The following is a 26,995-nucleotide window of genomic DNA, read 5'->3' as shown; positions in this document are numbered from 1 at the left end:
ACGATCTTCGCCATCTCGTATTGGGCTTGGCAAACAACGATTTGTTTCGCCGGTTTCCGGGGCTCAGAGCGGTTGGGGTGAGACGGTAATTGAAGGTGGTGTATCGCTCATGCAAGCGCGTGATGACGATTGGACAACATATCTAGCGATCCGAGCGGCGTGGCTGTCTTTTGTTGGCGGGCGTACTCAGGGCGAGATTGCAGAACAGCTCGGAGTGTCCCCTGCGAAGGTGCACCGATTGATCGCGCATGCCCAAAAGGCAGGATATGTGAAGTTCCAGGTTGAAGGTCGTCCTCTGGAATGCCTTGAGCTGGAAGATTTTCTGTCTGGGCAGTTCAGTCTCAGAAGCTGCGTTATCGCGCCTGATCTTGGCGGAAGTGATCAGGAGAGTGCTGTCAGGGCTGTGGCGTCTGCTGGTGCGAATGTTCTGGCCGGTATTCTCGGTTCGCCGAACGTTAAAAGAGTGGGTGTTGGCATGGGCCGGACCCTCAAAGCCGCCATCGAAGAAATGCCACGCTTGTCTCGGCCTGATCTCGACGTTGTGTCGATTTGTGGATCCTTGACCCGCACGCTGTCGGCGAACCCGTATGATGTGGTTCAGCTGTTGCAAGACCGCACAGGCGGCGAGGGATATTATCTGCCCGTTCCATATTTTGCTGAGAGCCTTGAGGAAAAAGACGTTTTTCTCGGCCAGCGCAGCGTGCAGGCTTTGCTTGGGCTGGCGCGTGATGCGGAGGTCTTTGTGGTGGGCATTGGGTCTGTCGATGAAGATGGACATCTCATTCAACGCGGCATGATTACCAAGCAGGAACATGCTGAACTGAACCAGAGCGGCGCAGCAAGTGACTTGATGGGCCGATTCCTGACGATTGACGGGGAATTGGCACCTGTCAGCCTGGGTGATTGCGCTGTCGGGCTTCATTTCAATGAAGTGCGTGGCAGCAGACTGATTGCGCTTGTGGGTGGTGAAAGCAAGGTCGATGCGACCCTTGCTGCGCTGCGTGCCGGTGTCATTACCGACCTGATCGCGGATGAAACCCTGGCAAGGGCCATTCGTGAGAGGATCGGATTGAAGTTGGCACGATCTGCATAAAGCAGACGTGTCAGATAGGGGAAATAGCATAGGTGCCGCTCGACTGGGTGGCTCTAATTGCCGGAGGACATAAACGTGAAGAAGCTCCTGACGATCGGCGCCGCCCTAGCAGGCATGGCGTTTTCAACAGCCGCGATGGCGGCAGATATCAAACCTGCTGTTCTTTATGATCTGGGTGGCAAGTTTGATAAGTCATTCAATGAATCAGCTCATACTGGCGCTGAGAAATTCACAGCTGATACCGGAGTGGCCTACCGCGATTTCGAACTTCAGAACGACAGCCAGCGTGAGCAGGCGCTTCGGAACTTCGCCAAACGCGGCCAGACACCGATTGTCGCAATCGGCTTTTCCCAGGCCAATGCAGTCGAGAAAGTCGCCAAGGAATTCCCGGACACACAGTTTGCCATCGTAGACATGGTTGTCGATCTGCCGAATGTTCGTTCCATCGTGTTTAAAGAGCAGGAAGGCTCTTACATCGTTGGCATGTTGGCCGCTATGGCGTCCGAAACCGGCAAAGTTGGTTTCGTTGGCGGTATGGATATTCCGCTTATTCGTAAATTTGCATGTGGCTACAAACAGGGCGTTTTGGCCGTGAATGCTGATGCTGAAGTGTTCGAAAACATGACAGGCACGACGGGTGCTGCTTGGAATGATCCGGTCAAGGGCGGCGAACTCGCGAAATCACAGTTCGATCGTGGTGCTGACGTTGTTTATCATGCGGCTGGCGGTACCGGCCTCGGCGTCCTGCAGGCGGCTGCAGATGAAGGCAAGCTCGGCATCGGCGTTGACAGCAACCAGAACGGCATGCATCCGGGGTCTGTTTTGACATCCATGCTCAAGCGCGTTGATGTTGCTGTCTATAAGGCATTTGAAGATGCCAAGAACGATGCTTGGACGTCTGGCTTTGAAGTTCTCGGTCTTGCAGAAGGCGGCATCGATTGGGCGCTTGATGAAAACAACGAGAAGCTGATCACGCCTGACATGAAGGCTGCTGTCGATAAGGCACGTGCCGACATCGTGTCCGGTACTGTGACAGTTCACGACTACATGGCTGATCAGAACTGCCCGTTCTAAGGCGTCGGTTCACGATCTGAATACCCCGCGTATCGCTTCAGTGCTGGTACGCGGGGTAATGCCTACTTGGTTTTCAGGTGATCATGACTGCGCGCCCTAGACGCTTCAATAAACACCCGATGAACCGCCGCCTTTTGAGAGTTCGGTCGATCTGCGAGAAAGCCGCGGATCCGATCACAGCACCTGCGACCATAACACCACGGAACATGCATTTCCGTGTGAGGGCAGATATATGACGCCAGCCATTGAATTGCGGAAGATCAGCAAGAGTTTCGGCTCTGTGCATGCCAACAAGGACATTGATCTTGTTGTCGAGAAAGGCTCCATTCACGGCGTGATTGGAGAAAACGGTGCTGGCAAGTCAACGCTGATGTCGATCCTGTATGGCTTCTATCAGGCCGATAAGGGCGAGATCATTATCAATGGCAATAAAGTCTCTATTCCCGATTCAAAAACCGCGATTTCTCATGGCATTGGCATGGTGCATCAGCACTTTATGCTGGTCGATAATTTCACGGTGCTGGAAAATGTTGTTCTGGGTGCTGAGGGCGGTTTCAGACTGTCAGGCGGGCTCGACAAGGCCCGGCAAGAGCTGAAGCGCCTGGAAGAAAATTATGAACTGAATGTAGATCCCGATGCGCTGGTCGGGGATTTGCCTGTCGGTCTGCAGCAGCGTGTCGAGATTCTGAAAGCGCTATTCAGAGGCGCAGACATTCTTATCCTAGATGAGCCAACCGGCGTTCTGACCCCGGCAGAGGCAGATCATCTTTTCAAGATTCTTGAGGTCTTGAAGAGAGAGGGAAAAACAGTTCTTTTAATCACGCACAAGTTGCGGGAAATCATGGCTGTAACGGACACAGTGTCCGTCATGCGGCGCGGTGAGATGGTCGCGAGTCGGAAGACCTCTCAGACTTCCATGGAAGAGCTGGCCGAGCTTATGGTTGGCCGGAGCGTTCTCCTTGAGGTCGATAAACAGCCCGCGCAACCAAAAGACAATGTGCTCGATGTCGAAGGGCTGAACGTGATTGACAGCCGAGGTGTAGCTGTCGTCAAGGATGTGTCCTTCAGTGTCCGTGCAGGCGAAATCGTCGGCATTGCGGGCGTCTCTGGAAATGGCCAATCAGAGCTTTTGGAAACCCTGTCCGGTATTCGCAAGGCGGTTTCCGGCACCATTCGGATCAACGGCGAGACCATCAACCTGGCTGAACAGGACGTTGATCCGGCGTCGATGCGTGCACGCAGTCTGGGGCATGTTCCCGAAGACCGCCACCGCATGGGGTTGGTGACCAGTTTTGCCGAATATGAGAACGCTATTTTGGGCCATCACAATGACCCAAAATACTCCAAGGGTATGTTTCTCGACATCGCAGGGATCAAGAACGCGGCTGCTGTCGAGATCGAAAAATACGACATAAGACCGGCTAACCCATTGCTTAAGACTGCGAATTTTTCCGGTGGCAATCAGCAGAAGATCGTGCTGGCGCGCGAAATTGAACGCGATCCGACTGTCTTGCTGGTTGGGCAGCCGACGCGCGGTGTGGACATTGGTGCCATTGAATTCATTCACAAACGCCTCATCGAGCTGCGAGACCAGGGTAAAGGCGTTTTGCTTGTGTCGGTGGAACTGGATGAAATTCGTTCCCTGGCAGACCGTATCCTTGTGATGTGCGGCGGTGCCATTGTGGGCGAACGCACCCCAGACGCGGATGAGGGTGAGATGGGCTTGCTGATGGCTGGCGTAGACGGAGTGACAGCATGAGTTCCGGACAATTGCCCCGTTGGGTGGATTTCGGCCTGATTCCGGCGCTGAACCTGATGGCCGCGTTTCTGGTGTCGGGCCTCGTCGTGCTTCTGATCGGGGAGAGCCCTATCGAAGTGGTGAAAATTCTCATTTGGGGGTCATTGGGATTTGGCGAGGGCATCGGGTTCACCCTGTTCAATGCCACCAGCTTCATTTTTACAGGTCTTGCTGTGGCGGTGGCTTTCCATGCTGGCCTCTTCAACATTGGCGGTGAAGGCCAGGCCTATGTCGGCGGCTTGGGTGTCGCCTTCGCTTGTCTGATGCTCGATAGCTATGTGCCTTGGTGGGTAACGCTGCCGTTCGCTGTTATGGGTGGTGCGTTGTTCGGAGCTGCATGGGCATTCATACCGGCCTGGTTGCAGGCAACCCGGGGCAGCCATATCGTGATCACAACGATCATGTTCAACTTCATCGGCGCTGCCTTGATGGGCTATCTGCTGGTGGATGTCATTTCCAAGCCCGGCTCAATGCAGCCAGAGACCCGGACGTTTGAGGCTGGTGGACAATTGCCTTTGTTGGATGATCTGCTTCCCGGGGATTTTTTCGGTACCTCTCAGGTCAACCTTTCGCTTGTGATTGCACTTCTATGCTGTGTGTTCGTTTGGATTTTGATCTGGAGAACCCGGCTTGGTTATGAGATCAGGACCTTTGGGGCCAATCCGACGGCTGCCATTTATGCTGGCATCTCACCGGCGCGTATCATCATCGTGACGATGATGATATCGGGCGGTCTGGCAGGCCTGATGGCCATCAATGAAATCATGGGTGCGCAGCATCGATTGCTGATTGAATTTGTCGCAGGCTATGGCTTCGTCGGAATCGCTGTCGCTCTGATGGGCCGTGCGCATCCCGTTGGTATTGTTCTCTCGGCAGTTCTTTTTGGCATGCTCTACCAGGGCGGTGCAGAACTGGCGTTTGAAATTCCAGCGATCACCCGCGACATGATTGTCGTGATCCAGGGTCTGGTGATCCTGTTCGCCGGGGCTTTGGAATACATGTTCAGGCCGGCGCTGGTGCAGTTGTTCAATTTCAGCAGCGCGCCTTCAAAAGCGGCAGGATAGGAGATGGACATGTTCGAGACCCTTATTCTTATCCTGGATTCAACAGTTCGACTGTCCACGCCCCTGCTGCTGGCGTGTCTCGCCGGGCTCTTCTCAGAACGTGCAGGCGTTGTCGACATTGGCCTTGAGGGCAAGATGCTGGGTGCAGCATTCGGGGCTGGCGCAGTTGCATACATAACCGGCAATGCCTGGTTGGGCTTGTTCGGCGGCATCGGCGTTTCCATCTTGCTAGCGCTCTTGCATGGCTTTGCCTCGATCACCAATCGCGGCAATCAGATTGTTTCCGGCGTCGCTATCAATTTTCTGGCGGTCGGACTGACGGCTCTTCTTGGGCAGGCCTGGTTCCATCAAGGCGGTCGGACACCGTCCTTGTCGAAAGACGGTCGTTTCCAGAATATTGATCTGCCGTTTGCATCGTCAGTTGAAGGAGTGCCGGTCATCGGTCCGATTTACTCGGAGCTTTTATCTGGCCACAATATTCTCGTTTACATCGCCTTTCTGGCTGTGCCGGTAACTTGGTGGATCCTGTTCAGAACCCGGTTTGGTTTGCGCTTGCGAGCCGTCGGTGAAAATCCAGCAGCGGTTGATACTGCCGGTATTTCGGTGACTTGGCTGCGATACCGGGCTGTGATTGCCTGCGGTATACTATGCGGCATGGCCGGCAGCTATCTGTCAATCGCCCAGTCCGCTGGCTTCATCAAGGATATGACGGCAGGACGCGGATTTATTGCGCTGGCTGCGTTAATCTTCGCCAAGTGGAAACCGGGCAGTGCCATGATGGCCTGTCTGTTGTTTGGCTTTTTGGATGCAGTCGCCATTCGCTTGCAGGGTCAGGAAATTCCCGGAATTGGGACCGTCCCGGTTCAGTTCTTTCAGGCGCTACCTTATATCCTCACCGTCATCCTTCTGGCTGGCTTCATCGGCAAGGCCGTGCCTCCGAAAGCCTCTGGTGTGGCTTACTTGAAAGAACGCACATGAGTCTGGTTGAAGATCTTTTTGAAGCCGCGAAAACGGCGCGGAAAACCGCCTATGCGCCCTATTCCAACTTCAAGGTCGGCGCCGCAATCCGGGCCGAGGATGGAACAGTGTTCACTGGCTGTAATGTGGAAAATGCAGCTTTTCCGGAAGGTGTATGTGCCGAAGCTGGAGCTATCAGTGCCATGGTACTGTCCGGCCAACAAAGAATTTCAGAAGTCATGGTCATTGCGGATGCCGCGCTTTGCACACCTTGTGGCGGATGTCGTCAGAAGTTGAACGAATTTGCGGGCAGCGAAATGGTGGTTCACGTGGCTGATCTGAACGGTGTGAGAAGAAGCTTCAATATGGCTGAGCTTCTGCCGGCCGGTTTTGTACTTGAGGAAAAGGACTAACAATCCATGAGTGGTTTTGGTCGTGAATGTGCGGACATCGTTCGTGCTGCTCGCTCTGGCTCTTATCGCATCGGTATGATCCTGGGCTCTGGCCTCGGGTCTCTTGCCGATGAAGTCGAAGATGCGGTGCGCATCTCCTATTCGCATCTGCCGGAGTTTCCGGTGTCCAGCGTGACATCGCATTCCAGCGAGCTGGTGGTCGGCACTCTTGAGGGCGTGCCCGTCGTTATTCTGTCAGGTCGTGCGCATTACTATGAAGGCGGCGACCCTAGTGTAATGCGCACGCCAGTCGAGACGTTGAAGGAGCTTGGCTGCGAGATCTTGCTGGCGACAAACGCGGCGGGATCATTACGTCAGGAGGTTGCTCCCGGCAATCCGATGCTGATTTCTGATCACATCAACTGGTCGGGCAAAAACCCGCTGATTGGAGAAGAAGACGAAAAACGTTTTCTCGATATGAGCGCTGCTTATGATCCCGATCTTCGCGCCGTGATGCAGAAGGTTGCAAGCGAGACCGGGGATCCGGTGGCCGAGGGTGTCTATATGTGGTTCTCCGGTCCGTCCTTCGAGACGCCTGCCGAGATCCGTATGGCCAGGACCTTGGGCGCAGATGCGGTCGGCATGTCGACCGTGCCGGAAGTTATCATGGCGCGCTTTCTCGGCATGCGTGTTGCAGCCATGTCAATCATCACCAATTACGGTGCAGGGCTGCAAGCTCATGCCCTGTCCCACGACGAAACGAAGAGTGTCGCGCTGACCGGTATGGACCGGATGAAACAGCTGGTGCGCAACTTCGTAAAGGAAATCGGAAATGACTGAAGTTTCAGTTGCTGATGTCGCCAAGCGCGCTATTGGCCTGGTCGATCTGACCAACCTGAACGATGACTGCACGGCTGAGGACATAACAACCCTGTGCAAGCGGGCTGTAACGCCATTTGGGCATGTTGCGGCAGTCTGCATCTGGCCGCGTTTTGTCAGCCAAGGTCTTGGTGCGTTGGCTGGAACCGGTGTGAAGGTCGCCACTGTCGTCAACTTCCCTGATGGCGGTGTGGATACGCCTGCAGTTCTTGCGGAAACCAAACAGGCTGTTCTCGATGGGGCCGACGAGATCGACCTTGTCATGCCTTACAAGGCCTTTCTCGATGGGCGAAAAGGCTTTGCTGAAGAGCTGATCATCCGAGTCAAAGCGGTGATTCCTGAGCCGGCAATCCTGAAGGTTATTCTGGAAACCGGCGAGATCAAGGATCCATTGCTGATCCACATTGCTTCGGAAATTGCGATTTCCGCCGGGGCGGATTTTATCAAGACCTCAACCGGCAAGGTCAAGGTCAATGCCACTTTGGAAGCCGCTGAGGTGATGCTGACGGTGATTGATGAAACCCGTCGTGATCAGTTCAAAGAGATCGGGTTTAAGCCTGCAGGCGGTATTCGAACAGTTGATGATGCGGCTGCCTATTTGGCGTTGGCCGACAAGATCCTTGGTCACAATTGGGTCTCGGCGGCAACGTTCCGGTTTGGGGCCAGTGGCCTGCTGGATGCTCTTGTGGGTGCACTTGAAGGCACCGGTGCTACAGCCGGTGAAGGATATTAATCATGCTGCCCCAGGAACTTGTCCGTAAGAAGCGCGATGGCGGCGTTTTGAATCACGAAGAGATCGCGTTTTTTGTCCGTGGATTGGCCGATGGTTCCGTCACAGAAGGTCAAGTCGCGGCTCTCGCAATGGCTGTTTTCTTCAAAGGCTTGAGCGTTGATGAGCGCGTTGCCCTGACCCTTGAAATGCGCGACAGCGGCGATGTCATGGATTGGTCAGACATCGAGGCTCCGGTTCTCGACAAGCATTCAACAGGCGGTGTTGGCGACAATGTCTCGTTGATGCTCGCGCCAGCTCTTGCGGCTTGCGGCGCTGCCGTTCCGATGATTTCTGGCCGTGGGCTCGGACATACTGGCGGCACGCTCGATAAGTTCGACAGCATCCCAGGTTATCAGACGCAGCCGGACAACAGCCTGTTTCACAAGGTTGTCAAGGAAGTCGGCTGTGCTGTTATTGGTCAGACTGGCAATCTTGCGCCTGCAGATAAACGCTTTTACTCGATCCGCGATGTGACCGGGACGGTGGAAAGCCTGGATCTGATCACAGCTTCGATCTTGTCTAAAAAGCTGGCTGCTGGTCTGCAGGGGCTGGTACTCGATGTGAAATGGGGCACAGGTGCCTTCATGGCGACGCTTGAAGAAGCCCGTGCTTTGGCCGAGAGCCTTGTTCTAGTTGCCAATGGCGCAGGATTGAAAACAACTGCCTTGTTGACGGATATGAATGAGCCTCTGGCATCTGCTGCGGGCAACGCTGTGGAAGTTCAAAACGCGGTTGATTTCCTGAAAGGGACAGCCATCGACAATCGTCTGTGGGATGTGACAGTGGCCCAAGGCGGTGAGTTGCTCGCAACGGGCGGTCTCGCAGCCACTGCTGAGCAGGGTGCGGACCAAATGCGCCAGGCCTTTGAGAGCGGCAGAGCGGCTGAAGTTTTCGCAAAGATGGTGACGGCGCTCGGTGGACCGGCCGACTTCATGGAAAAGTCAGAGCTTTATTTGCCTAAAGCGCCAGTTGTCGCACCGATTTATTCTGATCGCGAAGGTGTCGTGACCGGGGTCAATGCAAGAGCTGTTGGAGTGGCCGTCGTGGAACTTGGCGGTGGACGCAAGGCCGCTGCTGACGTGATTGACCCGGCTGTTGGTCTGACGGAGCTGGCCGGTGTTGGCCATCGCGTTGATGCAGATGCGCCAATTGCATTGGTACACGCAGTCAGCGAAGAGGCCGCGTATGCGGCCGCCAATGCAATACGCCAAGCCTACAGCATCGGCAGTGTCATGGATGTGGTGGATCATCCAAGCGTTGTGGATCGCATTGCGCCCTAATAAACGGGCGCTGCTGAACAAGGCACAGCTCCGGGCTCGCACTGGGGAATGGCCGCAAAAAGTGCTGGCGAAAAGCTGGCCGGGATAACAAGAGGAAACCCTCATGGCTCGTGCAATACTATGCGTATTGGACAGTTTCGGGATTGGTGGTGCCGCCGACGCAAGCAGCTTCGGAGACGCCGGTTCAGATACACTCGGCCACATAGCGGAAGCTTGCGCTACCGGCAAAGCCGACCGCGTCGGATTGCGGTCCGGTCCTTTGCATGTGCCGAATATGGATCGGCTCGGGCTTGGTCGTGCCTCTCTTTTGTCGAATGGAAAAGCAGCTCCGGGCCTTGATTTCGATGGTGAGCCTGAAGGAATTTGGGGCTGCGCTGCAGAAACCTCGCACGGCAAGGACACACCTTCCGGTCATTGGGAAATCGCAGGCGTTCCTGTTCTTTTCGACTGGGGCTATTTCCCTGAAACCATTCCGACATTCCCGGACGACTTGATTGGAGCGGTTGTCCAAGCGGCCAGCATTCCAGGGATTCTTGGTAACAAGCATGCCTCCGGTACCGTGATTATCGAGGAACTCGGAGAAGAGCATCTTCGTACCGGGAAGCCCATTTTCTACACGTCTGCAGATTCCGTCGTTCAGATTGCAGCCCATGAAGGGCATTTTGGATTGGAACGGCTCTATGCGCTTTGCGAGACCGTGCGTGAACTGGTCGGCCCCTACAATATTGGCCGCGTGATCGCGCGTCCGTTTGACGGCACGGGGGCAGCTGATTTTGCACGAACGTCAAACCGGCGTGATTATTCGGTCCTGCCGCCTGAACCGACTTTGCTCGACCGGATCACGGCAAATGGAAAATCCGTTTTTGGTGTTGGCAAGATTTCCGACATCTTTGCACATCAGGGCGTCACGAAAGTCCTCAAGGGTGTTGGCAACGACGAGCTTTTCGACAAGACGATGGAAGCAATCGAGATTGCAGGTGACGGAGATCTCGTCTTTGCCAATTTCATCGATTTCGATTCTTTATTCGGCCATCGCCGTGATGTGCCAGGTTATGCAGCAGCGTTAGAACGCTTTGATGAGCGATTACCGGATATGATCTCCGCATTGAAAGAGGGAGATCTGCTGATTCTGACGGCTGATCATGGCTGCGATCCAACCTGGAAAGGGACAGACCACACGCGTGAACATGTGCCCGTTTTGGCGACTGGACCAGGTTTGGCAGGACATTCCGTTGGAATTCGCAAGACATTTGCTGACATTGGCGAAACCATTGCGCATCATCTGGGTGTTGCGCCCGGATCTCATGGTGTGAGCTTCCTGTAAAACGGCAACGGGCCGCCAGCGCATGGATGAAGGCAGATCATGACAACACATACAGCTGTACCGAAGGCTGAACTTCACTGCCATATCGAAGGCGCTGCACCGCCATCGCTGGTCATGCGTCTAGCGGAAAAACACAATGTTGATGTGTCGTCGATCATCGACGCCAAGGGGAAGTACGTCTGGTCTGATTTTACCAGCTTTCTGCAGGCCTACGATCTTGCAAGTTCAGTCTTCAAGACGCCGGGCGACTATGCGCTGTTGAGTGAGACATATTTCCGGATGCTTGCCGCTGAAGGCGCGATTTATGGCGAAATATTTGTGTCTCCGGATCACGCTCAGGCCGCTGGCCTGTCCTATCGATCTTATATCGAAGGGCTTGCGGCAGGCATTGAACGTGCAAAAGATGAAACAGGCATTGAAGGGCGGATGATTGCAGTTGGCGTTCGTCATTTCGGTGCAGCTGCGGTTGAGCGTGTGGCAAAGGAAGTGGTCGGAAATCCTCATCCCTTGGTCACAGGATTTGGCCTTGCAGGAGATGAACGTGAAGGCCATGCTGCGAATTTCGCAAAGGCCTTCAGGATGGCTGGCGATGCGGGACTCGGTTTGACGGCGCATGCTGGAGAGTTCTCTGGCGCTGACAGCATTCTGGCAGCGTTGGAATTTCTCCGTGTGAAACGCATCGGGCACGGGGTTCGGGCAATTGAAGATAAGGACCTGATCAAGCGCCTGGTGGATGAGCGGGTTGTTCTGGAGGTTTGCCCGGCATCAAACGTTAAGCTGGGTGTCTGTTCCGTGCTGCGATTCCATCCCATCAACCTGCTGCGTCGGCAAGGCGTTCGCATGACCCTGAATTCGGATGATCCACCCTTCTTTGACACGACGCTCGGCAGGGAATATTCTAGTGTCTCCAAGACCTTCGGATGGACCTTCGCGGATCAGATCAGCATTACGCGCACTGCGATTGAAGCTGCTTTTTGCGATCACTCAACGAAACAGCGCCTGCTGGTGCGGCTCGATAGTGCTAGGGCTGATTGAAAGCAAAACTGACCTATGACAACATTATCGCCTTCTCCATCTGCAGCGATCTCTCTGCTCAATGCAAAAGCCGTCAGAGAAAGAGTGGAATTGGTGATGACAAAGGGGCGGGCAGGCGAGTTGGCCAGTCTTGAGGTCATCCCCGGGTGTATGGAACAAGCGGTCCGCTGGGTTCTGGACGAATGCGAGCACAATTACCCTGATTACCAGATCCCGCCCCATGGCTGCTGGAGGTCTTTTGAGACAGGCGGAATGGATCGATGGTCAATGCTGGCAGGCGCAAGGGAATTTGAAACTGCCGAAGATATGCTGAAGTCCGCAGGAGATCTGGCCGTTGTAACCGCGGTTATGAATGTGGCTCTGAGGCCTTCATGGAGTTATTCGGAAGCTGTTTCCGGAAACGCCTACTCTGATCAGCAGGGTCGGGCGCTTGCCGTGCTGTCCATGTTTGCAGCTGGAACGTTTTCCGCCATGCCGGAAGATCCGCTCCGTGTTGATGCTCATGCGTTGATCCGCCTGGAAAGCGCAGAGATTGCCGCAGGGCTTCAACTTGATGCCGACGATGACTTGGAAGACATTACGAAGCTGTCCCATCTCCTCAAGCGGCTTGGCGAAGCAATCGGGCTGCGGCCAGATCTGTTTGAGCGGAATGACGAAATCCGGCCGGGCTGTCTAATGGCCTGTTTGGCGGAGAATGCACTCGATGGGCAATTGGATGCATCTGCAGTCCTCGATGCTGTTCTGGAGGGGCTAACGCCGCTTTGGCAGGGTGGGGCGGTTCTGGATGATGTTATCCTTGGAGATGCTTGGCAGCATTCGAGCCTTTTTGCTGACCTTCCGGCGGCAGGAGTTATGCCTTTTCATCTCCCTGCCTTGGAAGTCGTCTACAGCCTTATTGAGCCATTCGCCTTGGCCGGGATTGGGATCAGCGGGCTGGAAGAGTTGCCGGGGCTTGCTGACATTGACCATGCGGCGCTGTTTATTGCCTGTGGTGCTATAAAGCCGCGTCTTGAGAAGGCCTGGTTGCCGCTGGATGGAGCTATTGAGCTCAGGGCTGTTTGCTTGGGCCTGTCAGCCGAGTTGGCTGATGAGTTACGTTCTGAACTCGATGTTGATCGGGAAACGCTCCCTCTGACCTGTGTGCTTGAGGCCGGATCAAGCCGGGCCGGGCGTAAGATTCTAAGGGAAAATCCTCTGACCAGCGAAAAAGCGGCAAAAATCCTCGGCGGCGGGGGTGTTTTTTGGCTACCTTTCAGGGCATAGCACAATATAGCATATTCCAAGAGACAGGCCCTTCGCGACTTGGGCCCAAATGAAAGAGGCAAGCATGTCCGGAGCGACAATCGTCCATCACCCGCTCGTCCAGCACAAGCTGACGATCATGCGCGACAAGGCAACGTCGACCCAAGGCTTCCGGCGCTTGCTGCGTGAGATTTCGCTTCTGCTTTGCTACGAAGTGACCCGGGACTTGCCGGTTACTCAGCAGACAATCGAGACTCCGATCTGCGAGATGGAATCTCCTACGCTTGCTGGCAAGAAGCTGGTGTTCGCATCCGTGCTGCGCGCTGGGAATGGCCTGTTGGAAGGCATGTTGGATCTGGTTCCATCCGCGCGTGTCGCTCATATCGGTCTCTACCGAGACCCTAAGACACTTAAGCCGGTCGAATATTATTTCAAAGCACCTGAAGACCTGAACGAGCGTTTGGTCATTGTGGTTGACCCGATGCTGGCAACCGCAAATTCAGCGATCGCGGCAGTTGATAAATTGAAAGAGCGCGGCGCAAACAACATTCGTTTCCTGTGCCTGCTTGCTGCACCTGAAGGCGTTGCCAAGTTTAACGAAGCGCATCCTGATGTGCCAATTTTCACGGCTTCTGTGGATCAGAAATTGAATGACCATGGCTACATCGTTCCGGGCTTGGGCGATGCGGGCGACCGGATGTACGGCACGAAATAATTTGGCCGTCAGGCATGATGGTTTCAGGCGTCCGATTTGTGTCGGGCGCCTTTTGCTTATTCGACGCGCGCGCTGCTCGGTAGCTTTCTTTTTTTCGGAGGGATCCATGATTACAGTATTCGGCTCGATCAATCTCGACTTGGTGGTTGCTGTTCAAAGGCTGCCGACGCGTGGTGAAACTGTCATCGGGTCCGAGCATCAGGCATTTGCAGGTGGCAAAGGCAGCAATCAGGCTCTTGCGGCCCGACGGGCAGGGGGCAGCGTTCGCATGGTTGGGGCCGTCGGCACGGATGCCTTTGCAGATGGGGCTCTTGAAAACCTGAAGAGTGCCGGTGTGGATCTCGAAACGGTTCGCCGATTGGGCGGTGCAACGGGTCTCGCGTTCATTGGCGTGGAAGGCAGTGGTGAGAACCAGATTATTGTCGCGAGTGGCGCAAATCGGCAGGTTGCAGCCAGTTGGCTCGAGCCGCTACTGACATCAGATCAAGATACCCTGCTGATGCAAGGTGAGGTGCCTGAAGCCGAAATCGTCAAAGCCTTGGAGATCGGGCGCAAGGCCGGTGCGACAATGATCTGGAATCCCGCGCCTGTGCCCTCGGCCACAAACGCCAGCCTTGTTCGCGGGGTTGATATCCTGGTGGTGAATGAAGGTGAGGCCAAGGAGCTTGCCGAGTTGCTGGGCCTTCCGTCTTCTCCAGAAAGCTTCATTGATGCCATGGCAACAGAGTGCGAGCTTGTAGTTGTCACGCTTGGCGGCAATGGCGTGATTGCAGGCAAGGGAACAACGCGCTACCGAATCCTATCGCCCAAGATCACAGTCATGGACACGACCGGAGCAGGCGATGCTTTCTGCGGAGCTCTGAGTGCCGCAGTTGATCGAGGTGCCGAGACAGAACTTGCTCTAAAGGAGGCGGTCGCGGCTGGAAGTCTGGCCTGTCTTGCGACAGGTGCGCAGTCCAGCGCTCCAGATCGTGATGAAATCATTCGGATGGCAGTCAATCTTAAAAACGAGCTCTGAGGTTTGCTTCACTGACTGCTAACCTGGTCCTGCTATCGTTAGGTAATATTCCTTATGCGGTGTTCCCGGTCATGTGGCACTATGCCTTGGTATTCTTGTTCGTTGTCGCAGCCCTGTCTTTGGTTCCAAAGTTGCTGGAGGGCGACCTGTCTGCTTCCAAAGTTATGGAAATGGTAGGATATGCCGATGATGAACAGACCGAACAAGCGAGTGATGCTGGGGGACGCCGTGTTCATAAGGTGGACGTATCGCGCAACGGCAGTTTTGTAACGGAAGCCCGGATCAATGGACGGTTTGTTGAGATGTTAATCGACACCGGAGCTTCCTCAGTCGCTTTGCCGGAAAAAGCTGCACGATCTGCTGGCATCTTCCTGAAACATTCCGACTTTAATGTTCCAGTCAAGACTGCAAATGGCATGACTTATGGGGCCAGATCGAATTTGCGCGAGCTAAAAATGGGCCGAGTACGGCTCAAGAATGTTGATGTGCTGGTGTTACGGGATAACGCATTGTCTCAGCCCCTGCTCGGCATGTCAGCCCTAAGCCAACTGAAACGATTTGACATATCCAATGACACCATGGTCCTCATTCAATAAGCTCTTGCTGTTTTGAACAGGGACCTTTTCTAAAATTCTGGCACTGACCAAATTCCATCTTGTGAGGTAAAATATGTTCCCGAAACCGCAGGCATCCCTAAAGCCAAATACACATGCCTACGAAACCCAGCCAATGGTGAAGCCAACCGGCTTCCGTGAATATGACGCCCGCTGGTTGTTTGAAAAAGAAATCAATTTGATGGGCATGCAGGCGTTGGGCCTCGGCATTGGAACCCTGATGCATGAACGTGGCATTCGCCCTGACATTGTGGTGGGCCATGATTTTCGCGGTTATTCCGCTTCCATCAAGATGGCCGTCATCAATGGTCTGATGGCCGCCGGGATCAACGTGCACGACATTGGGCTTGCCTTGTCACCGATGGCCTATTTCGCCCAGTTTGCGCTTGATGTGCCCGCAGTTGCGATGATCACCGCTTCTCACAACGACAATGGCTGGACGGGCGTTAAGATGGGCATTAATCGCCCACTGACTTTCGGTCCGGATGAAATGGGACGCTTGAAAGATATTGTTCTGGAAGCTGCGTTCATTTCTAAGGGCAGCGGCAGCTATCGTTATATCGAGCGTTTTGAGGATGTCTATTTCGAAGACCTGACAAACCGCGCGAAACTAAAACGCCCAATCAAGATCGTTGCCGCCTGTGGCAATGGAACTGCCGGCGCCTTTGCACCTAGAATTCTTGAGGCTCTGGGAGCTGAAGTTATTCCGCTAGATACGGAACTCGATCATAGTTTCCCGAACTACAATCCAAATCCGGAAGATATGAAAATGCTTCATGCCATTCGCGACAAAGTTATGGAAACCGGTGCTGAAGTTGGACTTGGGTTTGACGGTGATGGTGATCGCTGTGGTGTTGTCGACAATGAAGGCGAAGAGATTTTCGCCGATAAAGTCGGTGTGATGCTGGCTCGTGATATCTCGGCATTGCATCCAGATTCCCAGTTTGTGGTCGATGTGAAATCAACCGGCCTTTTCAACACGGATCCGGTTCTTAAAGCCAACGGCGCAAAGACCGACTACTACAAGACAGGTCATTCCTACATCAAACGCCGGGTTGCCGAGCTTGGCGCGATTGTCGGCTTTGAAAAGTCAGGCCACTATTTCTTCAACGCGCCGATTGGCCGTGGATATGATGACGGTTTGGTCTCGGCGATTGCGATCCTCGACATGCTGGACCGCAACCCGGGCAAGACCATGGCAGATTTGCGCCGTGACCTGCCCAAGACCTGGGGTTCTCCAACGATGTCGCCGCATTGCGCCGATGAAATTAAATATGATGTGGTTGATCGTGTCGTGGCGCGCTTCAAGGACATGCAGGCTAAGGGCGAAAAGATAGCAGGATCTCCGATCACAGATCTGATCCTGGTCAATGGCGTGCGAGTGGTAACGGAAGATGGTACTTGGGGGCTGGTGCGTGCATCGTCCAACAAGCCGGAGCTGGTTGTGGTCGTAGAGAGCCCTGCCTCTGAAGAACGGCTTCATTCCATGTTCCACGCCGTGGACGCTGTCTTGCGGGAAAACCCGGAAGTCGGTGAGTACAATCAGAAGATCTGATTTGAAATGCGACCTACGCCTTAAGCCATAAGGACGTAGGTCGCGGTCATTGCGAAGCTATTATTGCCCCTGAATTTGGCGAGTGGTTGATAACTTGAGCTATGATCTGGAAAGCCTGCAACGGGTGATCAATGCGCACTACAAATTCTCATGAGAATTTTCAAAATGTCTGATGACTGGGGATGCAGAAAATGATCCGGGATTTCGGCTTGCTTGCCGATGGCACAAAAATTGATGAGATCACGCTGAAGAAGGGCCCCTTGGAGGCCAAGATCCTGACGTATGGCGCCATCATTCGGGACTTTAAGTTCAACGGCAAAAGCGTTGTTCTTGGTTTTGAGGATCTGCAAGGCTATCTGGATCATTCTCCGTATTTTGGAGCTGTTCCCGGGCGCTGTGCCAACCGGATTGCCAACGCGCGTTGTGAAATTGATGGAACGTCCTATCAATTGGGCATTAATGAGGATGGAAAACATCAACTCCATGGCGGAGCAACGGGCTTTTCCAGCCGGGTTTGGTCCCTTGAGCAGCGGGATAAGGCCAGCGTTCTACTGAAGTATGTGTCCGAAGACGGTGAGGAGGGATATCCTGGCTGTGTTGAAGTCTTGTGCCGCTATACCCTGACCGGAGCAGGGGCATTGCGGGTGAAGTTCACAGCAACCACGGACAAGACGACTATCTTGAATGTCACCCAGCACAGCTATTTCAATCTTGATGGCAGTCCAACGATCCTGGATCATACGCTGGAGATTGCGGCAGACGCTTATCTGCCTGTGAGCGAAGAGTTTCTGCCAACTGGTGAAATCCGGAGCGTGGAATGGACGTCGTATGATTTCCGAAGCGGTCGCAAGCTTCGCCGAAAGGCCACTGAGAAGGATGTGATATTCGATCATAACTTCTGTCTTGGAGAAAAACCGCTTGGTGACATCGCCTTTGCTGCGGCGTTGGAAGACAGCCAAGGAGAATGCCGGATGGAAGTCTGGACCTCTGAACCTGGGCTCCAACTTTATGACGGCTACAAAGTTCAGGTTCCTGTAGCAGGTCTGGATGGTGCATCATATGGAGCGTACTCAGGTCTCTGCCTTGAGACACAAGCCTATCCGGACAGTGTCAACCAGGAGACTTTTCCGGATGTTCTCCTGCGTCCCGGCGAGACCTATACGCATGTGACCGAGTTTCGTTTCTCCTAAATAGGACTTAAAAGGCAAATTCTGTTGAAGACTATTTTTTCCAAAACACAGCTGGGCCACGATCCAAAGAATGAGATTTCTGACGGAGAGTTAAAACCTGCCGTTGAGATTCCACAACGTGCTGAAATCGTGCTGGGGACCATCCGCGATTGCGGCCTCGGTGAGGTGATGGAGCCGGATGATTTCGGAGTTGATCCGCTACGTCGGGTCCATTCTGCGGACTATCTGGCTTTTATGGAGAGCTTTTGGGCACGATGGATTGCGGAAGGTCGTAGCTCTGAAGCCTTTCCGTTCGTGTGGCCTGTCAGGACCCTTCGAGAAGACCCCGTTCCCGAGCATATCGATGGTTTGCTTGGACGTTATTCCATGGATTCAGGAACACCTGTGGGTGAGTTCACCTTTGAAGCCGCCAAGGCTTCCGCCAACACGGCACTTACGGCAGCCAGACTCGTGAAACAGGGAGAAAAGGCAGCCTTTGGCCTCTGCCGTCCACCAGGACACCACAGCGGCCCCGATTTTTTCGGCGGCTATTGTTTCCTGAATAATGCAGCTATTGCCGCGCAATGGTTCAGGGATCAAGGCGCAGAACGTGTTGCCATTCTGGATGTGGACTATCACCACGGCAATGGCACGCAGTCGATTTTTTATGATCGATCCGATGTCCTCTTCTTGTCAATTCATGCTGACCCGAAAGTAGAATACCCGTTTTTCCTCGGCCATGCAGATGAGACCGGTGAGAACGAGGGAGCAGGCTTTAATCAGAACTGGCCTTTGCCGCTTGGAACGCATTGGCGAGAATACGCAAGGGCCCTTGAAGAAGCTTGCAACAAGGTGGTCGCATTCAAGCCGGATTATCTGATCATTTCTCTAGGCCTCGACTGTTTCGAGAATGATCCTATTTCCGGCTTTAAGTTCAAGAGCGATGATTTCACGGCATTGGGAAACCGACTTGCGGCTATCGGACTGCCGACCGTTTTTCTGATGGAAGGGGGGTATGCAGTTGATGCCCTTGGCACTAATTGCGTGAATGTGCTCCGGGGATTTGAGGCAGGAGCATAAAGCAGTTGCGTTGCCAGCTTATGAGCGGTGTATTTCCCGGTTGGTCTGAACCAAGATGCGAACTGCTTGACCGGGAAATGTTCTAACTTTTTGTAATGAGTGCGAACCCTAAAGCGGAAAGTCCATGTCGATAAGGTCGGCACGCAATTTTTCCGCGCTAGTGAAATGCAGGGCCTGCATTCCGGCCTCCCGGGCTCCCAAGACGTTCTTCTCTGAATCATCAATGAAGACGCAAGCTGACGGATCAAGTTTGTTTCTGGAAAACAAAACTTCATAGATCCTGACATCTGGCTTTAGCAGGCCCTCTTCGGCTGATACGACAATGTCGCTGAAGGACGTTTTTAGAAACGAAAAGCGTTCCTGGGCTTCGTTGAACTTCTCTGACGAGAAGTTTGTGATCGCATACAGCGGGGTCTTGGATCGTTTCAAATCTTCAAGAATGCGCACGCTGCCACTGATTTCTCCCGGAACCATATCATGCCAGCGGGATGAATAAGCGGCAATCAAATCAGCATGCTCAGGATATTCGCTGGACAACAGCGCGATAGCCTCGCTCCAATTACGTCCGAGGTCTTGCTGCAGGTTCCACTCCATGGAACAAATGTGGGTTAGAAAACTCGTGCGTTCCACAGTATCCGGGATAAGTTCACGGTAAAGGTGCTCCGGGCCCCATTCAATGAGAACGTTGCCTACATCAAAGACAACTGTTGTGACAGGCGTGGTCATCAAATCTCCTAAGTGATTGTCTGGAAATGCAGTATCAGGATTTAATTATAGCCACTTTGATTTCCGGACCCAACCATTAACCCGCGGCGAATCTATGACATTCAAACGTCTTCAGCTTGTGTTTTCGGCAATTTTGCTGGCCTTGGCAGCAAATTCACCTGCAGCTGGGCAGGATGATTTTCAACGCTTGCGTTTGGGTGTTTCATTGAGCCCAGATGAGGCAATTCGTGAGCGCATTGAACCATTCAGACTGTATCTGGAAGAGAAGCTGGATGTGCCGGTGGATTTGTTTCTGATCGACACTTTGGGGCAATTGGCTGAGGCCTTGGCAAATGGTGATATTGATTATGCCAGGCTTTCTTCATCATCCTATGCGGCGGTTTACTCTGAGTGTGAGTGTATCGAACCGCTGGCAACTGTTCGGCCGGATGGTTTTCCGGCACGGTTTTATTCGGTGTTGATTGCCAAAACGGCCAAACCACGCAAGACAATCGCTGATTTGAAAGGTGGACGCCTTGGGGTTGGTGACCATTTGTCTATTGCGAGCTACCGGGTGCCGCTGTCCAATTTACTTGCTGAAGGGATCGATCCACGCAAGCACTTTCGCACGATGGTTCAAGTCAAGGGGGAGATTGAGGGGCTTCAGGCGGTTCTGGACGGTCGGATTGAAGCCTCTTTGGGTTGGTCAAGCCTCGCTGGTGCACCGAACACAGGATACACCGCTGGCTCTTTGAATGACTTCTTCCTGAGGGGGGCAGCCGGGTTCGATAAACTTCAGATTGTCTGGAGGTCTCAGCCAATTCCATATAACGCGCATGCTGTGAGGTCAGGGTTACCTGATCATACGAAACGGCAGTTACGCGGTGCTCTGCTCGATTTGCTCGAGGCGGATCCCCTGGCATATTTTTCCAGGGAACCAGATTTTCCTGGAGGGTTGGAACCTGTCGTGCACGCCGATTACCGGGCGGTGCTTCGATCTTATGAACCTGATTTTCAAACAGTTTTTGTTAAAGAGTAACGAAAGAACATGGCTCTTTGTGCGGTTAGTTGAACGTTACTGTTGCCGTTATGCGTGGCTTGAGAAAATAGTGATCTCCCATTTGAATAAGCGCAGCACCCGGAAATATACTGTCGGAAAGGCCGGCAAATTTCGGAATGAATTTATAAGAGGCCGAGCCAAATACGAGCGAGGTGCCTGCAATCGAAATCGTTTCCGGAATATCGATTGGAGGCTTTTGACCTTTTATCCATGTGTCCGGCGTATTCCCATCCTTGTTTACACTCCAGTCGACTTTAGGCTCACCTTCATCATCGAAAGTAACACTCGCAACAATGACTTCAAGTGCCGCAGAGTTATAGGGCGCCATGATGGCTCCAACGGCCTTCATGATGTCTGTCATGTCATTTGATGACATGCTTTTACTCTGCGCCACAAGGTCCGTGACGCTACTGGCAACCTGACTGACCCTACGGTCCTGATTCAGGGCGGATGTTGTTTCGGCCATACCGATTAAAAGGAGAAGAAGGAACGGCAATATCAAGGCAAATTCGACGGCGGCTACAGCGGTCTTATCGACAGCAAACCTATGAATTCTTCTGTTGAATATTTTGCGCAGCATGTTGGCTCTCATGGAGAAGGAAAAGGCTCGTTTCTGAACACAGCCGTTGAGTAGATGAGGCGGTCCCCATCACCTGTGTCGCCAGGGTTCGAATGGAGGAATGATGTGAACATGGGCCAACGATAGAGCGTGCGAACAACGATGATGTCGTTGCCCTCACCGATCGAAAAGTCATTCTCATCATTCGGTTCACCTTTATCATTCAACAGATCAGGTGGGGTCGTTATGCCTGTGAAGCTGTCATATTTCCTTACATCAACAATTAATCTAACAGGGCTGCAGAAAACGGCTGTTAACCTTGCGCAAACGTCTTTTTTAAAATCAACGGCGTTAAAATTGCTATGCTGTGCCTGCCCGGTTCTAATCAAACGAGCAGATTCAAGGGTTGCATTGTCCAAAACCCGATTGACGAAAAACGCCAATCCGAGTTCCATAATTCCAAGAACAAGCATAAAGAAGGGCAAGCCAACAGCGGCGAATTCGATTGCCGTGACACCTTCTTTATTCTTTATGCACCGCCTAAGCATTCGACCTAAAAAATATTGGTTGAGCTTTGGTTTTCTTGGCGTCGCACACGAGTCTGGATGGTTATTTTGAACGGCCATATCTGCAATGCTCTAGTTTCCGGCCCCGGCCGCTTTAACGGCCAACTCACTACGGGTTGAAGATTGTTCTGCCGCCGAGGCAAAAGCGGCCTGATTGTCTCCTAGCCGCAGTGTTGGCTCGCATCCGGGAGAGCAGGAATAAGTCGTTCTTGCAACATTGCGGAATACGGAGACAGTGTTTTCATCTTGGGCTTTAACGGTAATGATTTCGTCGATGATGGGCTCGTTTGCATCATCAAGGATTACAAGATTCGTGCTGCCATAGGCTTTTCCCGTAACGACGACGGTATAGCGGTCATGCATGGAGACATCTGCAATGAACGGATTTCCGACAATCACGGTGCTGGCCGCTTCTTCTATCCGAAAAACTTTTGCGCGATCAACCGTTACCGTGACCGCTGTTGCAGAGGTTTCTGTTTCTTCTGCGAGGGCAGAAAGGGAGGTGAGCATAAGCATGATGGCGATGCCAAATTTTTGAAACCAGAAATTACCAACGCCCATGACCGTACTCCAGATCGAAAATTCTTTACGATCATTTACCAAGAACTAGGTGAAGGAAGCCCTAACGCTCTAGTGGAAAGAAACAGACTTCATCGAAAAGAAGTTAATGATCGGCCTGAAGCCGCCACTGAACGCAGAAGGTGGGCAGATAGTTAACTGGGAACCGAAATGGATAGGTCATAATTGAGATGATTGATTGTTAAAGAAAGACATGAATTTCCTGAGAGGGCGCCTTGCCTAGGGGTGGCTTGAACTAAGTAAAATATTCCGCTGGTTTCTGATGGAGTAAGTGAAGGTTAAGTCTTATGGAATTTAATGTTTCATTAACTATAGGTAATTTTTACGAAAAACTAGGTCTATTGAGTGTTGAATTTAACTCCTTGGAAACATGAGGCTCGTAAATTACCCTCAAGTTCGAACGGTCGGTAAACAGGCGCGTCGAACGATGGAACCGTCATATCAAGTGGTAGTATTGGAGTAGACTTATGAAAAATCTTTTCGCACGTTTCGCAAATGATGAATCAGGTGCAACAGCAATCGAATACGGAATGATTGCTGGTCTTATTTCTGTTGTAATCGTTGCGACTCTCGTGACAATAGGCACTGACCTTGGTGCGGTCTTCACGAATGTTAGCACTGAGCTTAAAAAAGCTGTGCCAGCATCATAATAAGTTATTCAAAATGGAAATATAATTTATTATGCAATTTAAGCGGGCGATTTATCGCCCGTTTTTGCGTTGGTTAACGGTTTGGCCATCTGATGTGTTTATGAAGTTTTCACCAGACACAACGGTGTGAATTTTTATGTTTGATGCAGTGTTACTGACCGTATTTCCAGTTCTTGTTGCCTACGCGGGCGCTTCCGATCTTTTCACTATGACCATACCCAATCGGGTATCGATTCTTTTGGCGAGCGCATTTTTGTTTGTGGGTCTGTTAACCGGATTATCGGGGCAAGACTGGGGTATGCATTTTCTAGGTGGTGCAATTGTATTTGTGGCTTGTTTCTGCATGTTCGCCTTTGGGTGGATGGGGGGCGGCGACGCTAAAATTGCCAGTGCGATAGCCCTTTGGTTTGGTTTTACCAGTAGCCTACTTGATTTTGTACTTCTGACTGCAATTTACGGAATGTTCCTCACCATTGGCCTGTTATTGTTTAGAAAATGGCCAATTTTGCCGCTGTTCCTCAGTCGTTTGGAGTGGGTTTCCCGGCTTCACGACAAAGAAACAGGAATTCCTTATGGCATAGCAATTTCTATTGCCGCTTTACAAGTTTACGCATCATCTGAGTGGTTCATTTTGATTGGCTAGCGAGGTTAATGTATCTGCCTGTGTTTAATTTTGAGTTTTATGTTTAATTAATTGTAAATTACTTCAATTTTGCGAATATTTAAATAACTATTAATTCATATTAAAAATCATTAACTTAGTTTGATTACACCAAGTTAACCATGTTTTGACGATTTGCGTTCCACACTAGGACAAGTGATGCGGCTTAGCGCGTCTGGACCTGTGGAATTTAGTGATGAAGTACGCTCGACTGGTTGTTCTTGGAGTGGCATTGGGTGCCGGGTTGCTTGCAGCGCGCATGGTGATGAAATCAAACGAACCTGAGCCGATGTCTTTGGTTGATCAGCCTGAACTCGTCTCTCCAAGTGAGCAGGTATTGGTCGCATCCAAGGATATTAGACTTGGTGAAAAGCTTACAGCTAAAGATCTTGAATGGGCACCTTGGCCAGAAAATTCCCTTCCGAAAGGCGCAATTACCAAGTCGAAGGTTCCTGAAGCCGAGGAAACTTATACCGGTCAGATCGCAAAGGCGCCTATCTACGGCGGTGAACCTATCCGACCACAGCGATTAATTGATACTGACCGAGGGTTCATGGCGGCAATGCTACCAAAGGGGCAGCGGGCAATTGCTGTCAGTGTGGAAGCTGAAACCAGTGCTGGCGGGTTTATTTTGCCTGGTGACAAGGTTGATCTCATTCTGACTCGCTCTGGTCGTGACAATTCAGCGACAAGTGAAACCATTCTCGAAAATGTGCGTGTTCTTGCAATTGATACCACAACAGCTGGCGAAAAAGATCAGAAGAACTTGTCGCCAAAGCGGACTGCAACATTGGAGCTTGCATTGTCACAGGCCGAGATCGTAGCCCAAGCTCAACAATCGGGAACAATTTCCCTTGCACTCCGGAGCGCTCAGGATTCCTCCGATGACAATGAAGAAATCGTACGCAAACGAGGTGGTGTGAGCTTCGTGAAATATGGCGTTTCCAGTCAAGCAGGGGGACGTTGAACATGCTTTTATTGAAAAAAATGGTTGGAAGAGAAATGTGGGTTCGCCGTGGATCTGATTTGGCAAAAGTGTTTGCTTTGTGCTGGATAATGACCTTTCTGGCAGGTTTCCAACAAGAGGCACGTGCCGCCGACGGCTTCCCCACGCAAGTACACGTTGCGTCTGGCGAACGTGTCAAATCCCGGATCTTGACCATCGGCGTTAATAGGTCCGTGGTTGTTAATCTTGCCGATCCTGTTGCCGATGTTTTGGTGTCCAATCCTGATATTGCAGATGCCGTAGTCAAGACAAAGCACAGGGTGTTCATACTGGGCAATAAGGCTGGTCAGGCGAGCCTCGTTCTATTCAGCCGTTCAGGTCGGGAGTTGGCCAGTTTTAATCTGAGAGTAGAGCCGGATACGTCCGATTTGACGGCCTTGATCCGCCGCGCGATTCCCCGTGCCAATGTCATGGCTGAATCTTTAAATGGAAACATTATCCTGACGGGTACAGCCATCAGCACCGGTGACGCACAGCGAGCAGGAGACTTGGCGGCGCGTTTCGCCGGGGAAGGCGTAACTGCTTCTCAGATTCTCAACCTGATTTCGGTAGATGGCAAAGATCAGGTGCAATTGAAGGTCACCGTTGCCGAAGTTGAACGGTCCATTATTAAACAGCTTGGCGTGCAGTTGGGCGGTTCCGTTGGAATTGGCAACTATACGACGTCTTTCAATAACTCCACGTCCTTCAATGTGAATTCCAGTGTTGTGAATCAGGCAAATCTTGGAACTTCTTTTCTGGCTGGAAATACATCTCTCCAGGCCGATTTGAAGGCCCTGCAACGTGATGGTGTCATTCGTACACTGGCAGAGCCGACGCTGACAGCGATCTCTGGCGAAAATGCGAGTTTCCTCGCAGGTGGGGAGTTTCCAATCCCGGTTGCGCAGGACGATAATACTGTCTCGGTAGAGTTCAAGAAATTTGGTGTCGGCTTGGACTTTACGCCGGTCGTTCTTTCTGGCGGCCGTATCAGCTTGCGGGTCAAGACAGAAGTCAGTGAGCTTACTAATGATGGCGCAGTAACAGCTAGCAACATAACAATCTCTGCTTTGAAAGTGAGGCGAGCTGAATCCACTTTGGAGTTGCCGTCGGGCGGAACCTTGGTGATGGCTGGTTTGCTGAGGGAAAGTTATCGGCAGTCTATCAATGGCGTCCCTGGATTGATGCAGTTGCCCATCTTGGGCGCGCTTTTCAAAAGCCGCGATTTTCTGCGTCAGCAGACTGAGCTGGCAGTGTTTGTCACGCCCTACATTGTTACTCCGGTTGCGCAGAGCAAGCTCACACGGCCTGACAAAAACCTTCAGCCGCCCACGGATAGCGCCACGATTTTCCTTAATCGGATCAACAAGATCTTTCGAGCACCGGGGCAGGTGGCTGAAGGCAGTTATCAAGGCCAAGTCGGCTTTATCTACAAGTAAGGAACAGACAATGAGCTTCTCTGCAAACACTCTGTTCCCGAGGACCTTGCGTATTGGGATCAGTCTGGCCTGTTTTGGTGTGCTTGCCGGATGCCAGACGAACACTGGAGATAGCCAGACGTCGGCGCTGGCCGCGAATGACTATCGTCTTCGGCATCCGATTGTCATCACAGAGCAACCGGAAACGCTCGATTTGCCAATCGGCTACAACACGCGCTCGCTGAACCGAGACCTGTCAGATTCGGTGGCCGCTTTCGGTTCACAGTCCTTGCAAAATGGCGATGGCGCGGTCGAAATTCTGGTGCCTGCAGGAGCGGGCAACGAGTCAGCTGTTCATGCGGTGACCCCAAAGATCCGCAGTGCCTTGAAAAGAGGCGGCGTTTTGGGTCGTTACATTACCACCAGAAGTTATGCGGTCGAAGATGCATCGGCGCAGGCACCTATTAGGCTATCATATGCAAGGGTCATGGCAACCGCTGGAACGTGCGGAGAATGGCCAAGGGACATCGGTGGTGGCTTTAATGTCAATCGGGATTACGAGAATTTCGGCTGTGCGTCCCAAGCCAATCTCGCTGCGATGGTGAGCAATCCTACCGATTTGATCACGCCGCGGGCGAGCACACCTCCTGACCAGATGCGCCGGGTTGTGACGTTTGAGAAATACAGGGCCGGCGATACGACGGCCAGTCAATACAAAGAAGGCGTAGGCGCCGAAATCGCCGAATAGGAT

General features: G+C 52.5%; 28 protein-coding genes. 24 read left to right on the top strand and 4 right to left on the bottom strand.

Annotation, left to right across the window (positions count from 1 at the left end):
• Positions 1 to 109 precede the first annotated feature (109 nt).
• The 18 genes from V6575_RS19205 to V6575_RS19120 all read left to right on the top strand — a co-directional run bounded on the left by V6575_RS19205 (position 110) and on the right by V6575_RS19120 (position 19,061).
• Positions 110 to 1,093 (top strand): sugar-binding transcriptional regulator, encoded by a 984-nt coding sequence (locus V6575_RS19205; RefSeq protein ID WP_340276639.1) that lies wholly within the window; start codon positions 110 to 112, stop codon positions 1,091 to 1,093.
• A gap of 75 nt (positions 1,094 to 1,168) precedes the next feature.
• Entirely contained in the window at positions 1,169 to 2,167 is a 999-nt protein-coding gene (locus tag V6575_RS19200) for a BMP family lipoprotein (RefSeq protein ID WP_340276636.1), read from the top strand.
• 232 nt (positions 2,168 to 2,399) lie between these two features.
• A complete protein-coding gene (locus V6575_RS19195; protein WP_340276634.1) occupies positions 2,400 to 3,926 on the top strand; it encodes an ABC transporter ATP-binding protein in 1,527 nt (508 codons plus the stop codon).
• Positions 3,923 to 5,029, top strand: a complete 1,107-nt coding sequence (locus V6575_RS19190; RefSeq protein WP_340276632.1) for an ABC transporter permease — start codon at positions 3,923 to 3,925, stop codon at positions 5,027 to 5,029. The genes V6575_RS19195 and V6575_RS19190 overlap by 4 nt, the downstream gene beginning before the upstream one ends.
• 3 nt (positions 5,030 to 5,032) lie before the next feature.
• Positions 5,033 to 6,007, top strand: a complete 975-nt coding sequence (locus tag V6575_RS19185) for an ABC transporter permease (RefSeq protein ID WP_340276631.1) — start codon at positions 5,033 to 5,035, stop codon at positions 6,005 to 6,007.
• Entirely contained in the window at positions 6,004 to 6,399 is a 396-nt protein-coding gene (cdd, locus tag V6575_RS19180) for a cytidine deaminase (RefSeq protein WP_340276630.1), read from the top strand. The genes V6575_RS19185 and cdd overlap by 4 nt, the downstream gene beginning before the upstream one ends.
• 6 nt (positions 6,400 to 6,405) lie before the next feature.
• Positions 6,406 to 7,218 (top strand): purine-nucleoside phosphorylase, encoded by an 813-nt coding sequence (locus V6575_RS19175; RefSeq protein ID WP_340276629.1) that lies wholly within the window; start codon positions 6,406 to 6,408, stop codon positions 7,216 to 7,218.
• Complete coding sequence (gene deoC, locus V6575_RS19170; RefSeq protein ID WP_340276628.1) at positions 7,211 to 7,990, top strand: deoxyribose-phosphate aldolase; 780 nt, start codon at positions 7,211 to 7,213, stop codon at positions 7,988 to 7,990. Before V6575_RS19175 ends, deoC begins: the two co-directional genes overlap by 8 nt.
• A gap of 2 nt (positions 7,991 to 7,992) precedes the next feature.
• Positions 7,993 to 9,309, top strand: coding sequence for a thymidine phosphorylase (deoA, locus tag V6575_RS19165; RefSeq protein WP_340276627.1), 1,317 nt, complete (start codon positions 7,993 to 7,995; stop codon positions 9,307 to 9,309).
• 103 nt (positions 9,310 to 9,412) lie between these two features.
• On the top strand, positions 9,413 to 10,633 hold the full coding sequence (locus tag V6575_RS19160; RefSeq protein WP_340276625.1) for a phosphopentomutase: 1,221 nt from the start codon (positions 9,413 to 9,415) through the stop codon (positions 10,631 to 10,633).
• Between the two features lie 39 nt (positions 10,634 to 10,672).
• Entirely contained in the window at positions 10,673 to 11,668 is a 996-nt protein-coding gene (locus V6575_RS19155) for an adenosine deaminase (protein ID WP_340276624.1), read from the top strand.
• A 15-nt stretch (positions 11,669 to 11,683) separates the two neighbouring features.
• Positions 11,684 to 12,931, top strand: coding sequence for a DUF1688 family protein (locus V6575_RS19150; RefSeq protein WP_340276623.1), 1,248 nt, complete (start codon positions 11,684 to 11,686; stop codon positions 12,929 to 12,931).
• A gap of 64 nt (positions 12,932 to 12,995) precedes the next feature.
• Positions 12,996 to 13,625: a uracil phosphoribosyltransferase gene (gene upp / locus V6575_RS19145; RefSeq protein ID WP_340276622.1), complete on the top strand. Its 630-nt coding sequence runs from the start codon at positions 12,996 to 12,998 to the stop codon at positions 13,623 to 13,625.
• Between the two features lie 106 nt (positions 13,626 to 13,731).
• A complete protein-coding gene (locus V6575_RS19140) occupies positions 13,732 to 14,643 on the top strand; it encodes a ribokinase (RefSeq protein WP_340276620.1) in 912 nt (303 codons plus the stop codon).
• A gap of 71 nt (positions 14,644 to 14,714) precedes the next feature.
• Positions 14,715 to 15,239 (top strand): retropepsin-like aspartic protease family protein, encoded by a 525-nt coding sequence (locus V6575_RS19135; protein WP_340276619.1) that lies wholly within the window; start codon positions 14,715 to 14,717, stop codon positions 15,237 to 15,239.
• Between the two features lie 73 nt (positions 15,240 to 15,312).
• The gene (locus V6575_RS19130) at positions 15,313 to 16,812 is read left to right on the top strand and encodes a phosphomannomutase/phosphoglucomutase (RefSeq protein WP_340276618.1); all 1,500 of its coding nucleotides are present in this window, start codon (positions 15,313 to 15,315) and stop codon (positions 16,810 to 16,812) included.
• A gap of 191 nt (positions 16,813 to 17,003) precedes the next feature.
• Entirely contained in the window at positions 17,004 to 18,002 is a 999-nt protein-coding gene (locus V6575_RS19125) for an aldose epimerase family protein (RefSeq protein WP_340276617.1), read from the top strand.
• 24 nt (positions 18,003 to 18,026) lie between these two features.
• The gene (locus V6575_RS19120) at positions 18,027 to 19,061 is read left to right on the top strand and encodes a histone deacetylase family protein (RefSeq protein WP_340276616.1); all 1,035 of its coding nucleotides are present in this window, start codon (positions 18,027 to 18,029) and stop codon (positions 19,059 to 19,061) included.
• A 108-nt stretch (positions 19,062 to 19,169) separates the two neighbouring features.
• On the opposite strand, the gene V6575_RS19115 is transcribed toward V6575_RS19120, so the two are convergent.
• Positions 19,170 to 19,787 (bottom strand): HAD family hydrolase, encoded by a 618-nt coding sequence (locus V6575_RS19115; protein ID WP_340276615.1) that lies wholly within the window; start codon positions 19,785 to 19,787, stop codon positions 19,170 to 19,172.
• 94 nt (positions 19,788 to 19,881) lie between these two features.
• On the opposite strand from V6575_RS19115, the gene V6575_RS19110 reads away from it, so the two are divergent.
• Positions 19,882 to 20,805, top strand: coding sequence for a phosphate/phosphite/phosphonate ABC transporter substrate-binding protein (locus V6575_RS19110; protein ID WP_340276613.1), 924 nt, complete (start codon positions 19,882 to 19,884; stop codon positions 20,803 to 20,805).
• A 25-nt stretch (positions 20,806 to 20,830) separates the two neighbouring features.
• Here the strand turns inward: V6575_RS19110 and V6575_RS19105 are convergent, their stop codons facing one another.
• The 3 genes from V6575_RS19105 to V6575_RS19095 are packed head-to-tail and all read right to left on the bottom strand — an operon-like array spanning position 20,831 to position 22,512.
• Positions 20,831 to 21,406: a TadE/TadG family type IV pilus assembly protein gene (locus V6575_RS19105; RefSeq protein WP_340276612.1), complete on the bottom strand. Its 576-nt coding sequence runs from the start codon at positions 21,404 to 21,406 to the stop codon at positions 20,831 to 20,833.
• An 8-nt stretch (positions 21,407 to 21,414) separates the two neighbouring features.
• Complete coding sequence (locus tag V6575_RS19100) at positions 21,415 to 22,011, bottom strand: TadE/TadG family type IV pilus assembly protein (RefSeq protein WP_340276610.1); 597 nt, start codon at positions 22,009 to 22,011, stop codon at positions 21,415 to 21,417.
• 12 nt (positions 22,012 to 22,023) lie between these two features.
• Entirely contained in the window at positions 22,024 to 22,512 is a 489-nt protein-coding gene (locus V6575_RS19095; RefSeq protein ID WP_340276608.1) for a pilus assembly protein N-terminal domain-containing protein, read from the bottom strand.
• Positions 22,513 to 22,997: 485 nt separating this feature from the next.
• Between V6575_RS19095 and V6575_RS19090 the strand changes: the two genes are divergently transcribed.
• From V6575_RS19090 to V6575_RS19070, 5 genes are all read left to right on the top strand, one after another.
• On the top strand, positions 22,998 to 23,180 hold the full coding sequence (locus V6575_RS19090; RefSeq protein WP_340276606.1) for a Flp family type IVb pilin: 183 nt from the start codon (positions 22,998 to 23,000) through the stop codon (positions 23,178 to 23,180).
• Positions 23,181 to 23,316: 136 nt separating this feature from the next.
• Positions 23,317 to 23,823 carry an A24 family peptidase gene (locus V6575_RS19085; protein ID WP_340276603.1) on the top strand — a complete coding sequence of 169 codons (507 nt, stop codon included), beginning with the start codon at positions 23,317 to 23,319 and terminating at the stop codon, positions 23,821 to 23,823.
• A gap of 214 nt (positions 23,824 to 24,037) precedes the next feature.
• Positions 24,038 to 24,808, top strand: coding sequence for a Flp pilus assembly protein CpaB (gene cpaB, locus V6575_RS19080; RefSeq protein ID WP_340276602.1), 771 nt, complete (start codon positions 24,038 to 24,040; stop codon positions 24,806 to 24,808).
• Positions 24,809 to 24,897: 89 nt separating this feature from the next.
• Positions 24,898 to 26,265, top strand: coding sequence for a type II and III secretion system protein family protein (locus V6575_RS19075; RefSeq protein WP_340276601.1), 1,368 nt, complete (start codon positions 24,898 to 24,900; stop codon positions 26,263 to 26,265).
• Between the two features lie 10 nt (positions 26,266 to 26,275).
• Positions 26,276 to 26,992, top strand: coding sequence for a CpaD family pilus assembly protein (locus tag V6575_RS19070; protein ID WP_340276600.1), 717 nt, complete (start codon positions 26,276 to 26,278; stop codon positions 26,990 to 26,992).
• Positions 26,993 to 26,995: the final 3 nt, after the last annotated feature.

Origin of the sequence: Roseibium algae (assembly GCF_037783265.1) — a bacterium.
Lineage (GTDB): Bacteria > Pseudomonadota > Alphaproteobacteria > Rhizobiales > Stappiaceae > Roseibium > Roseibium algae.
Note: the sequence above shows the minus strand (reverse complement) of the source record. Positions and strands in the feature narration are given on the sequence as shown.